Annotated in this window: 10 protein-coding genes; 8 read left to right on the top strand and 2 right to left on the bottom strand. The window is 64.2% G+C overall.

Annotated features, from left to right (window positions below; genetic code table 11):
- Positions 1 to 15: 15 nt before the first annotated feature.
- The gene (locus tag EPN59_RS08005; protein WP_293045848.1) at positions 16 to 834 is read right to left on the bottom strand and encodes a ProQ/FINO family protein; all 819 of its coding nucleotides are present in this window, start codon (positions 832 to 834) and stop codon (positions 16 to 18) included.
- Between the two features lie 178 nt (positions 835 to 1,012).
- Here EPN59_RS08005 and EPN59_RS08000 point away from each other — a divergent pair, with 178 nt between their 5' ends.
- The 8 genes from EPN59_RS08000 to EPN59_RS07965 all read left to right on the top strand — a co-directional run bounded on the left by EPN59_RS08000 (position 1,013) and on the right by EPN59_RS07965 (position 10,143).
- Positions 1,013 to 1,786, top strand: a complete 774-nt coding sequence (locus EPN59_RS08000; RefSeq protein WP_293038615.1) for an SDR family oxidoreductase — start codon at positions 1,013 to 1,015, stop codon at positions 1,784 to 1,786.
- Between the two features lie 430 nt (positions 1,787 to 2,216).
- Positions 2,217 to 4,577, top strand: a complete 2,361-nt coding sequence (locus EPN59_RS07995; RefSeq protein WP_293038609.1) for a bifunctional salicylyl-CoA 5-hydroxylase/oxidoreductase — start codon at positions 2,217 to 2,219, stop codon at positions 4,575 to 4,577.
- Positions 4,574 to 5,359 carry an SDR family oxidoreductase gene (locus tag EPN59_RS07990; protein WP_293038607.1) on the top strand — a complete coding sequence of 262 codons (786 nt, stop codon included), beginning with the start codon at positions 4,574 to 4,576 and terminating at the stop codon, positions 5,357 to 5,359. The genes EPN59_RS07995 and EPN59_RS07990 overlap by 4 nt, the downstream gene beginning before the upstream one ends.
- On the top strand, positions 5,356 to 5,907 hold the full coding sequence (locus EPN59_RS07985; protein ID WP_293038604.1) for a MarR family transcriptional regulator: 552 nt from the start codon (positions 5,356 to 5,358) through the stop codon (positions 5,905 to 5,907). Before EPN59_RS07990 ends, EPN59_RS07985 begins: the two co-directional genes overlap by 4 nt.
- Positions 5,908 to 5,944: 37 nt before the next feature.
- Positions 5,945 to 6,802, top strand: coding sequence for an enoyl-CoA hydratase family protein (locus tag EPN59_RS07980; RefSeq protein ID WP_293038601.1), 858 nt, complete (start codon positions 5,945 to 5,947; stop codon positions 6,800 to 6,802).
- Position 6,803: 1 nt separating this feature from the next.
- Positions 6,804 to 7,997, top strand: coding sequence for an acyl-CoA dehydrogenase family protein (locus tag EPN59_RS07975; protein ID WP_293038598.1), 1,194 nt, complete (start codon positions 6,804 to 6,806; stop codon positions 7,995 to 7,997).
- Between the two features lie 43 nt (positions 7,998 to 8,040).
- A complete protein-coding gene (locus EPN59_RS07970) occupies positions 8,041 to 8,451 on the top strand; it encodes a RidA family protein (RefSeq protein ID WP_293038595.1) in 411 nt (136 codons plus the stop codon).
- 54 nt (positions 8,452 to 8,505) lie between these two features.
- The gene (locus EPN59_RS07965) at positions 8,506 to 10,143 is read left to right on the top strand and encodes an AMP-binding protein (RefSeq protein WP_293038592.1); all 1,638 of its coding nucleotides are present in this window, start codon (positions 8,506 to 8,508) and stop codon (positions 10,141 to 10,143) included.
- Between the two features lie 58 nt (positions 10,144 to 10,201).
- On the opposite strand, the gene ydiK is transcribed toward EPN59_RS07965, so the two are convergent.
- Positions 10,202 to 11,263, bottom strand: a complete 1,062-nt coding sequence (ydiK, locus tag EPN59_RS07960) for an AI-2E family transporter YdiK (protein ID WP_293038589.1) — start codon at positions 11,261 to 11,263, stop codon at positions 10,202 to 10,204.
- Positions 11,264 to 11,713: the final 450 nt, after the last annotated feature.

The raw sequence follows: 11,713 nt of genomic DNA, 5'->3' as shown, positions 1-11,713 counted from the left end.
ATCAGCCAATATCGCTTATGCGCCAGTCACAGGAGGCTCGGCGCCCTCGGAGGCTTGTGCCGGAGCCTGTGCTTCGATTTGCGGCTGCAGCGGCGGCTGTTGCGCATCGGACGGCGCCTGTGCGGCTTCCTGCGGCTGTGCCTTGTCCGTTGCCTTCGCCTTGGCGGCTGCTTCGGCCTTCGCCTTCTGGCGCGCCAGCGCCGCGTTCGCGCGACCGATATGCGACGGATCGATGCCCGGACCGGCCGACACGCTGCCGTCCAGTTCGTAGCGCGATCCGCCGGCCGCGACGCGCTCGTGATAGCGCGGATGGTTCACGTGGCGTTTGAGCACCGCCACGATAACCGTGCGTTCATAGTCGGGATGACGCGCGACAAGATCTTCGGCGACGCCGATTTTCAGCGGCAAGCGTTCGCGGAACGCCGGATAGAGTTTTGCAAAAGCGTTCCAGATGGTGTTGAGCTGGCGGTTGCGCTCGATGCGCGCCTTTTCGGCCTCGCTCAGGTTGGCAGCGGGCTGCGGCTGCGGGCGGGCGGGCCGCTGGCGTTGCTGTGCGGGGCGCTCGCCGGGCTTTTGCGGACGCGCCTGCTTCGGCTGCTGGGGCTTGCCGCCCTGAGGCCGGCCGCCCGGCTGCTGTGGGCGCGCGCGCGAACGTGTGTCCCGCGACGGAGCGTCTTTTGCAGGCGCAGGCTGCGCCTTGCGCGCCGGTTTGTCCTGCGGCGCCTGCTGTTGTTCTTCGGGCGTTTGCCCCGAGCCCTTCCCCATGCTTTTCCGGATTTCCAGAAGACCTTCCTTGAAGCTCAGGGTGCGGCGTTGTTGCGATGCGGCTTTCACGTCCAGCTCTCTTCCATATGGGATCGGACGCTATGATACCGAATCGCGAGCCGCATTTCCGGCGCGGTGATTTGCGCGCCGTCCAATATCACGGCGTGATGTGTCAAGCGGCCCGTATTCGTCCATTCGGCGCTGCGCGATTTTACGCGTGTGCCCTCGTCTTTTTCCCCGGATTTTCATGACTCTATCCACGCTCTCCGGCGGCTCGATTTGCGCCATCGTCACCGGACATACCCGCGGTCTCGGCGCCGCGCTCGCAGACAATCTGCTTGCACGCGGCATTCGGGTGCTTGGCCTCGCACGCAACGCACATGCGTCGCTTGCGACACGCCACGTCACAGCGTTTTCGCAGACGGTGCTTGATCTCGCCGATACTGCCGCCATCGATAAATGGCTCACCACGGACGCGCTACGCACCTTCGTTGGCGAAGCCGACTGCGTGCTCTTGTTCAACAACGCGGGCACGGTCGATCCCATTGCGCCGTGCGGTACACAAGACGCGAGCGTGATTGCGCGCGCCATTGCGTTGAACGTTGCGGCACCGCTCATGCTCGCGAATGCGCTCGCCTCGCCACGTGCGGCCAGTGTGAAAACCACGCGCCGCATCATGCATGTTTCGAGCGGCGCGGCGCGCAACGCCTACGCGGGCTGGAGCGTGTATTGCGCGACGAAAGCGGCCCTCGATCATCACGCGCGCGCAGTAGCCCTCGAAGCGCCGCCTGGCCTGCGTATCTGCAGCATGGCGCCTGGCGTGGTCGATACGGCCATGCAGGCGGCAATTCGCTCGACAAGCGTTGAACAATTTCCCTTGCGCGAGCGCTTCGAGCAATTGAAACAGAACGGCCAGCTCACGTCGCCGGAGGCGGCGGCGCAGCAGTTGATCGACTACGCGCTCAGTGATGCATTCGGCTCGACACCGATTGCCGATGTGCGCGAGCTTGCAAAATCCTGAAACCGATCCCGCAAATGCTCACCTCAGCGTGATTCCCAGGCGAGAATCACGCAACGTCAAAGGGGTGTTTCGCGGGCGTTTTGCGCGGCTGTGCCACGCGCATGGATAATCCGTTCCCGCAAACTCTCACTTCAGCCTCGCAATCGTGCCGGTCGGATCAGCACGACGCGCGGGCGTACGGCCTTCAGACGCCGTGCGCCGCCTGCCAGAGCGATGGCGAGTGCGGTGATCGAGCGACCCATCACCGATACCTGAAACGTGTGCGATAACGGATACAACCTGCACGGCAAGCCGAGCATGAACATGGCCTGCCATGCGAACCCGTCGCACCGCAGCATTCTCGTCACTCCATCAATTTACTTGACACCTAAAATAACTGGCTCTACATTGAATCTGCGAAACACGGAATAACCAGGGCAAGGGAGCGAGCATGCGCATTGCTTGTATTGGCGGCGGACCCGCCGGCCTGTACTTCGGCCTGTTGATGAAGCGCCGTCACCCGGACTACGAAATCACGGTGTTCGAGCGGAACCGGCCCTATGACACGTTCGGTTGGGGCGTGGTGTTTTCGGATCAGACGCTTGGCAACCTCCGTGTAGCCGACCCCGAAAGCGCGGACGAGATTCTCGATGCGTTCAATCATTGGGACGACATCGAAATTCACTTTCGCGGCCGCACGATCCGCTCGTCAGGACACGGTTTTTGCGGCATCGGCCGCAAGCGCCTCCTGAATATCCTTCAAGCGCGATGTGAAGCGCTCGGCGTGAAGCTCGTGTTCGAAACGCAAAGCACGGACGACGACGTCGGCGAAGCCGACCTCATCATTGCGAGCGACGGCCTCAACAGCGCCACGCGTCAAAAGTACACGGCCACTTATCAGCCCGACATCGACGTGCGCGATTGCCGTTTCGTGTGGCTCGGCACCTCGAAGCTTTTCGAAGCTTTCACCTTTGCATTCGAACAAACCGAATGGGGCTGGTTCCAGGCGCACGCCTATCGCTTCGACGACAGCACGTCCACGTTCATCGTCGAAACGCCCGAGCACGTCTGGCGCGCCGCGGGCCTCGACACGATGAGCAAGGAAGACAGCATCGCGTTTTGCGAAAAGCTTTTCGCGCGCTATCTGGACGGCCATGCGTTGCGCTCGAACGCGGCTCATCTGCGCGGCTCGTCGCAATGGATCCGCTTTCCGCGTGTCGTCAACCGCGAATGGGTGCACTGGAAGCCGCGCGCGGACGGTCGCCAGACCCCGGTCGTGCTGATGGGCGACGCGGCCCATACGGCGCACTTCTCGATCGGCTCCGGTACGAAGCTCGCGCTCGAAGACGCCATCGAACTCGCCAACAGCATGGATGCGCATCCGCGCGACCTGCGCGCCGCACTGGCGCACTACACGAGCGTGCGCAGCGTGGACGTGCTGCGCATCCAGAACGCCGCGCGCAATTCGACAGAATGGTTCGAGCACGTCGAGCGCTACGCGCAGTTCGAGCCCGAACAGTTCGCCTATTCGCTGCTCACGCGTTCGCAACGCATTTCGCACGAAAATCTGCGCGAGCGCGACGCGCGCTACCTCTGCGGTTTCGAGTCGTGGCTCGCGTCGAGAGCCGGTGCTGGCGCGCGCGCCGTACCGCCGATGTTCACGCCCTACACCGTGCGCGGCGTCACGCTGAAAAACCGCGTCATGGTGTCGCCGATGGCGCAGTACTCGGCGCACGACGGCGTGCCCGGCGACTATCACCTCATGCATCTCGGTGCGCGCGCAATGGGTGGCGCGGGACTCGTGATGACCGAGATGACGTGCGTGTCTCCCGAGGCGCGCATCACGCCGGGATGTCCGGGTCTGTACACGTCCGCACAGCGCGATGCATGGCGCCGCATCGTCGATCTCGTGCACGCGCAGTCGGACGCGAAAATCGGCATTCAGCTCGGTCACTCGGGTGCGAAGGGCTCGACGCGCGTTGCGTGGGAAGGCATCGACCAGCCACTGCCCGATGGCAACTGGCCGCTCGTCTCGGCTTCGCCGCAGCAATATCTGCATGGCGTGAGCCAATGGTCGCATGAGGCAAGCATCGAGGAACTCCGCGAAATCGAGGCGCAATTCGTGCGCTCGACCCAGATGGCGGCTGAAGCGGACTTCGACTGGCTCGAATTGCACTGCGCACACGGCTATCTGCTGTCGAGTTTCCTCTCACCGCTGACAAACCGGCGTACCGATGCATACGGCGGATCGCTCGACAACCGGCTGCGCTTCCCGTTGCAAGTATTCGCGGCCATGCGCGAAGTGTGGCCGAAGGACAAGCCGATGTCCGTGCGGATTTCGGCTCACGACTGGGTAGAAGGCGGCAACACGCCCGACGATGCCGTCAAGATCGCGCGCGCTTTCAAGGCGGCGGGCGCCGACATGATCGATGTCTCCTCAGGGCAGGTGAGCAAGGACGAGCGCCCGGTCTTCGGCCGCATGTTTCAGACGCCGTTTGCCGACCGCATCCGCAACGAGGCCGGCATTCCGACCATTGCGGTCGGCGCGATTTCCGAAGCCGATCACGTCAACGGCATCATCGCAGCGGGCCGCGCGGACCTGTGTGCGATTGCGCGTCCGCATCTCGCGAATCCTGCGTGGACACTCACCGAAGCCGCGAAGATCGGTTATTTCGACGTGATGTGGCCGCGCCAGTACACGGCGGCCAAGAGTCAACTTGAACGCAATATCGAGCGCGAGCGCGCCATGGCCGCGGCCAGCGCGGGCCGCGCTCCGCTCCAACGTGCGCAGCGCGCGGAAGGAACGGTGTGAACACAACCGATCAATCTCTCTCTGGCCGTCATGCCGTCGTTACGGGCGGCGGCAGCGGCATCGGTGCGGCAACCGCGGCTGCGCTGCTGCGCGCGGGCGCGCGCGTCACACTAATGGGCCGCGACGCCGCGCGCCTCGAAACGCGGCGCACAGCGCTGGGCGGCGGCGAAAACGTGGCGTGCGTGAGCGTCGACGTCAGCGACGAAACCACTGTCGATGCCGCCTTTGCGCATGCAACCCAAGGCTTCGGCACCGTCGATGTTCTCGTCAATAACGCCGGGCAAGCGCAGGCGGCGCCGTTCGTGCAAACCGACCTGTCGCTCTGGCGACGCATGCTCGACGTGAATCTGACCGGCACGTTCCTCTGCTCGCGCGCCGTGCTGCCCGGCATGCTCGCGCAAATGCATGGACGCATCGTCAACGTCGCGAGTACAGCGGGCCAGGCCGGTTATCCCTATGTGGCCGCATATTGCGCCTCGAAACACGGCGTAATCGGCATGACGCGCGCACTCGCGCTCGAAGTCGCCACGCAGGGCGTGACCGTCAACGCGGTGTGCCCAGGCTACACGGAAACCGAACTTCTCGATGCCTCGCTCGAACAGATCGCGCGTAAAACATCGCGCAGCATTGCCGAAGCGCGCCGTATCCTCGTGCGCCACAACCCGCAGCAGCGTTTCATCACGCCAGACGAGGTCGCCGACGCGGTGCTGTGGCTCTGCGCGCCCGGTTCGTCCGCGATCACCGGGCAGTCCCTGTCCGTTTCTGGTGGAGAAATCACATGACCTCGCCCGCGTCCTCCCGCAAGACGTCCGCCGCGAAGACGCCGCGCAAAGGTGTTGCGATGCCGGCCGATAACGTCGTCGACATGGAGATGAGCACGGGCGCGGACAGCCACATGGGCCTGCGCCTGTGGTTGCGCCTGCTCACCACGACGAACCTCGTGCAGATCGAACTGCGCCGCCGCCTGCGCATCGAGTTCGATACGACGCTGCCGCGCTTCGACCTCATGGCGCAGCTCGAACGCCATCCAGAGGGGCTGCGCATGACCGAGTTGTCGCGCCGCATGATGGTCACGGGTGGCAACGTCACGGGTATTGCCGATCAACTCGAAAAAGAAGGCTTCGTCGCGCGCGATGTCGATCCCGGCGACCGCCGCTCGATCGCGGTGCGCCTCACACCCGCGGGCCGCGCGCTGTTCGATCGCATGGCCGTTGCGCACGAGCAATGGGTGGTCGAGATGTTCGGCGGCCTGTCGCTCGACGACAAGTCGGAAATGCACGAGCGCCTCGGCAAGCTCAAGCAGCATCTGCACGACAGCCAGCAAGACTGAAGCGGCGCTTGAGAACAGGCATCACAGGAGACCTATCTTGACGACAACACGTTCCGACGCCAGCGCACTTTTCGCGGGCAATCGCGTCACGCTGGCCGGCTACCGCGCGCAACACTTCGGCTGGTCGGTCGAAGGCCGTGTCGCGACCATCACGCTCAATCGCCCTGAGCGCAAGAATCCGCTCACGTTCGAATCGTATGCCGAGCTGCGCGACCTCTTTCGCCAGCTCGCCTACGCCACCGACATCAAAACCGTCGTGCTGTATGGCACGGGCGGCAACTTCTGCTCGGGCGGCGACGTGCATGACATCATCGCGCCGCTCATCGATCTGCCGATGCCCGAACTGCTGATGTTCACGCGCATGACCGGCGATCTCGTCAAAGCCATGCGCCATTGTCCGCAGCCGGTCATCGCCGCGGTCGACGGTGTGTGCGCGGGCGCGGGCGCAATCCTCGCGATGGCCTCCGACCTGCGCTACGCGACGGCCCGCAGCAAGCTTGCATTTCTCTTTACGCGCGTGGGCCTTGCGGGCTGCGATATGGGCGCGTGCGCGATCCTGCCGCGCATTATCGGCCAGGGACGCGCCGCCGAATTGCTGTACACGGGCCGCTCCGCGAGCGGTGAGGAAGGCATGGCGTGGGGTTTCTACAACCGTCTGTGCGATCCCGACACGCTGCTCGCCGATGCCCGGCAACTTGCCGCCGATCTCGCCGCAGGTCCGACCTTCGCGCACGGCATCACCAAGACGATGCTGCATCAGGAATGGACCATGAGCATCGACGAAGCGATCGAATCGGAAGCGCAGGCCCAGGCCATCTGCATGGCGACGCGCGATTTTGGCCGCGCCTACGAGGCATTCGCGGCAAAGACCCGTCCGGTTTTCGAGGGAGACTGATTTGAACGCCGCCGCTGCAATCAATCTGCACGATGCACTCGCCTGGCCGTTCTTCGAGGACCGCCATCGCGAACTCGCCACGGGCATCGAAACGTGGGCGCGAGAACATCTTGCCCACGTGCCGCACGACGACATCGACGCCACCTGCCGCGCACTCGTGCGCAAGCTCGGCGATGGCGGCTGGCTGCGCTACGGCGTGGGCGGCACCGCATACGGCGGCCACGGCGACACGATCGATACGCGCGCCGTATGCCTGCTGCGCGAAACGCTCGCGAAGCACGCCGGTCTCGCGGATTTCGCGCTCGCGATGCAAGGACTCGGTTCCGGCGCCATCTCGCTCGCGGGCAACCACACGCAGAAATCGCGCTATCTGCCGCGTGTCGCGCGCGGCGAAGCGCTCGCGGCGTTCGCCCTTTCGGAACCGGAAGCGGGCTCGGACGTGGGCGCCATGACGCTCGCTGCACGCGCGGAGGGCGAAGACTACGTGCTCGAAGGCGAGAAGACGTGGATCTCGAACGGCGGCATCGCCGACTTTTACGTTGTGTTCGCACGCACCGGCGAAGCGCCGGGTTCGCGCGGCATCAGCGCGTTTATCGTCGACGCCGATACGCCGGGGCTTGAGATTGCCGAACGCATCGACGTGATTGCGCCGCACCCGCTTGCGCGTCTGCGTTTCGCCGGTGCGCGCGTGAAGCGCAGCCAGATGCTCGGCGTGCCCGGCGAAGGCTTCAAGCTTGCCATGCGCACGCTCGATATCTTCCGCACCTCAGTTGCTGCGGCATCGCTGGGTTTTGCGCGCCGCGCCATGGCCGAAGGGCTCGCGCGTGCTGCGTCGCGCAAGATGTTCGGGCAAACGCTCGGCGATTTTCAGTTGACGCAGGCGAAGCTGGCGCAGATGGCGCTGATGATCGACAGCAGCGCCCTGCTCGTATATCGCGCGGCCTGGCTGCGCGACCAGGGCGAGAACGTCACGCGCGAAGCGGCGATGGCGAAATGGCACGCCAGCGAGGGCGCGCAACAGGTGATCGACGCAGCCGTCCAGCTTTGGGGCGGGTTGGGCGTGCAAAGCGGCACGACGGTCGAGACGCTCTATCGCGAGATCCGCGCGCTGCGCATCTACGAAGGCGCGACGGAAGTGCAGCAACTGATCGTCGGGCGCGACCTGCTCAAGGAGTCCGCGGCGGCGCAAACATGATGCATCCGCAACCGGACATGTCACTCATCGAATTGAACGACACATGAAAAAAGCCCTTCTGCCCGCAGGCTGGGTCAAGCCGCGCGGCTACGCAAACGGTGTCGCCGCGAGCGGCACGCAGGTCTATATCGCCGGTCAGATCGGCTGGGACGAGAACGCGCGCTTCACGAGCCGTGAATTCGGCGCGCAGGCCGTGCAGGCGCTGCGCAATGTTGTTACGGTGCTCGAAGCCGCTGGTGGCAAGCCCGAACATCTCGTCCGCATGACGTGGTACGTCACCGACAAGCGCGAGTATCTGGCCTCGCTCAAAACGATAGGTGCGGCGTTTCGCGAACTGATCGGCGATTACGACATTGCCATGAGCGCGGTTCAGGTCGTCGCGCTGATCGAAGACGACGCCAGGGTGGAAATCGAAGCCACTGCCGTCATTCCCGACAGCGCGCGCGCCGCCTGATCGAGTCACAGCAAAGCTGCGGCAGACAGTTCGAGAACATTGAATGGAGACGTTATGCACCCTACTGCCCACGTCGATTCCTTCGCGCGCGATCATTTGCCGCCCGAATCGCAATGGCCCGCGCTACTGCTCGACAATCCCGATGTCGCGTATCCCGCGCGCCTGAACTGCGCGGCAGAGTTGCTCGACCGCACCATCGAAGCTGGCCGCGGCGACCGGCCAGCCATCTGGTCCGATGTCGATGGCGCGCCGCATGCCACGAGCTATGCTGAATTGCGTGCGCTGGTCGACCGCAGTGCGCATGTGCTGATCGAGGACATGCGATTGCAGCCGGGCAATCGCGTGTTGCTGCACGGCCCGAATACGCTGCAAATGGCCGTAGCCATGCTCGCGGCACTCAAGGCGGGGCTCGTGATCGTGCCGACCATGCCGCTTTTGCGCGCGAAAGAACTCAAGCAGATCATCGACAAAGCGCAGATTGGCGCGGCGCTGTGTGACGTGCGGCTCGCTGGCGAACTGTCGCACTGCACGGATTCCGCCGATGCGCTCTTCTGTGCGGATCTGAAACAGGTGCGCTATTTCCACGACGACGCAGCGGAGAGTCTGGAATCGCTCGCAGCCGGTAAGCCCCCGACCTTTACGGCATGCGATACCGCAATCGACGACGTGTGCCTGATCGCCTTCACGAGCGGCACGACCGGCACGCCGAAGGGCTGCATGCATTTCCATCGCGACGTGCTGGCGATGTGCGACCTGTTCCCGCGCCATGTGCTCAAGCCCGGCGCCGAGGACGTGTTTTGCGGCACGCCGCCGCTCGCGTTCACGTTCGGTCTGGGTGGACTGTTGTGCTTCCCGCTGCGCGTGGGAGCGTCGGCCGTGCTGGTCGAAAAGCTCACTCCTGCACTGTTGCTGCAACTAGTCGAACGCTTTCGCGCGACGATCATGTTCACTGCGCCCACGTTCTACCGGCAGATGGCGCCGCTCGCGAAAGACCACGATCTTTCCAGCCTGCGCAAGACGGTTTCGGCTGGCGAAGCGCTGCCACCGGCGACGCGCGATCTTTGGCGCGAAGCGACGGGAATCGAAATGATCGACGGGATTGGCGGCACGGAGATGATTCATATTTTCGTCTCATCCACAGGAGCCGATGTGCGCGCCGGATCAATCGGTCGCGCGGTGCCGGGGTATGTCGTGCAGGCGCTGGACGACGCGCTCCAGCCGGTCGCCCCCGGCGTCACAGGGCATCTTGCGGTGCGCGGGCCGACCGGCTGCCGTTATCTGGCCGACGAGCGGCAAATGAAATTCGTGCGCGACGGCTGGAATCTTCCGGGCGACGCCGTTTCGATCGACGCGGACGGTTACGTGTTCTACAAGGCGCGCGCCGACGACATGATCGTCTCATCCGGCTACAACATCGCCGGTCCTGAAGTCGAGACGGTGCTCTTGCAGCATCCGGCCGTGGCGGAATGCGGCGTGGTCGGCGCACCCGACGAACTGCGCGGCCAGGCCGTGAAGGCGTTTGTCGTGCTGCGTCCAGGCTTCCAGGGCGACGCCGCCATGGTGGGCGAATTGCAGCAGTTCGTGAAAAATGCCGTGGCGGCGTACAAGTATCCGCGCATCGTTGTGTTTATCGATGCGCTGCCACGGACGGAAACCGGGAAGCTCAAGCGCGCCGTGCTGCGAACGATGTGACGCTCAGGCGGACTTTCCTTGCCCGCCTTCGTACCATGACCCTAACCCGCAAAGCGGCTCAGACGGTGGCGCGCGATTCCTTGATCCATTCGGAAAGCAGGGTCGACGACACGGCCAGGATCACCGGACCGATGAAGAGCCCGACGATGCCGAACGCGAACATGCCGCCCAGCACGCCGGAGAGAATCAGCAGCATCGAGAGATGGACGCCGCGCTGGATGAGCATGGGGCGCAGCAATTTATCGACCAGTTCGACAACCACGTACCACGCCAGCAGCAGGATGGCCGCAACGCGTGCTTCGTGTATGAAGAGCCAGACGACGCCGCCAACCATCGGCAACACCGGACCGATCTGCGCGAGGCACATCATCAGCAGCACAGCGGTCAGCACGCCTGCGCCGGGCACGCCCGCAACCCATAATCCGATGCCGCCGAGCGCGGACTGGATCACCGCCGTGATGACGATACCGAGCGCGACCGCGCGGATCGACGCGCCCGCAAGCCGAATCGTTTCGGCGCCATGTTCCGGCGAGACGCGGTCCGCGAAGCGCACGACGTACGCGCCCGCGTGTTCGCCCTGACTGTAGAGGACGCCCGTGATGATCACGGTCACGAACATGTGAACGACGAATACGCCAACCGATGCGGCGTGCGTGATCAACCAGTGCGCCGCAATCGACACATACGGTTCGAGTTGCGCGAGCAGGCCGCCAGGACCGGCGTCCGAGAGGGACTGCCATCTGCTTGCGATACGCGCACCCATGACGGGCACATCGCGCACCCAGTCCGGCGGCGGTGCGAGCGTGTAATCAGGCAGGCTGCGAACCACATCCATGATCTCGCCGCCATGCTGCGCGAGCGTCGAGATTGCCTCGTAGAGCGGCAGCACCATCACGACGAGCAGGATCAGCAGCATGATCAGGGTGGCCAGCCAGCGGCGGTTGCCGCAACGGCGCTCGATGGCGAGCATCGCGGGCCAGGTCGCGACGACAATCGTCGTCGCCCAGATGAGCCCGGGGATAAACGGGCGCATCACGTAGAGCGAGCCGATCGTCAACGCGCAGAGAATCGCGACGACGAACAGGATGCGGGCAATATCCGGTGAATCTTGCGGCTTCACTACGTCCTCCTCGCGGCATGCAGCCACGCTCGGCAATCGATACGGCGCCCGGCGGCCTCCCGCCTTGCGGAACGGCGCGCGCCGGGCTGTTGACGCGCCAGTCTATCCCGGATGCGCGATGGGCCGTCGAGATTATGGCGTCACATCGCGCATGACGGGCGTGACGAACGTCACGAATGTAAAGGCCATATCAGCCTGCATTCGCCGCTGCGCTTCGAACGGACCGACGAACAAGCTTTTGGAAAATTGCAGTCGGCGCTCGACGGTAGCCGCTGAATCGTGGCTGCCGCACGGCGCTCTGGTAATGAATTCACGCGATTATTTCCGGCAGCGAATTCAAAGCGTGGACGATGCATGGCCGTTGAAATCGGCCACGCATGCAGATCAGGAAGATCAAGATGGATGAAGCGGCTGCGAGCATTCGCACCGCCCTCGCACGCACAGGTCACG

The organism is Paraburkholderia sp., from assembly GCF_004298475.1.
In the GTDB taxonomy this organism is placed as follows: Bacteria; Pseudomonadota; Gammaproteobacteria; order Burkholderiales; family Burkholderiaceae; genus Paraburkholderia; species Paraburkholderia denitrificans.
Note: the sequence above shows the minus strand (reverse complement) of the source record. Positions and strands in the feature narration are given on the sequence as shown.

Excerpts from the sequence above, each read along its gene's own strand:
- EPN59_RS07995 (WP_293038609.1), top strand. The coding sequence starts at position 2,217 with ATGCGCATTGCTTGTATTGGCGGCGGACCCGCCGGCCTGTACTTCGGC.
- EPN59_RS08000 (WP_293038615.1), top strand. The coding sequence starts at position 1,013 with ATGACTCTATCCACGCTCTCCGGCGGCTCGATTTGCGCCATCGTCACC.
- EPN59_RS07985 (WP_293038604.1), top strand. The coding sequence starts at position 5,356 with ATGACCTCGCCCGCGTCCTCCCGCAAGACGTCCGCCGCGAAGACGCCG.
- EPN59_RS07965 (WP_293038592.1), top strand. The coding sequence starts at position 8,506 with ATGCACCCTACTGCCCACGTCGATTCCTTCGCGCGCGATCATTTGCCG.
- EPN59_RS07970 (WP_293038595.1), top strand. The coding sequence starts at position 8,041 with ATGAAAAAAGCCCTTCTGCCCGCAGGCTGGGTCAAGCCGCGCGGCTAC.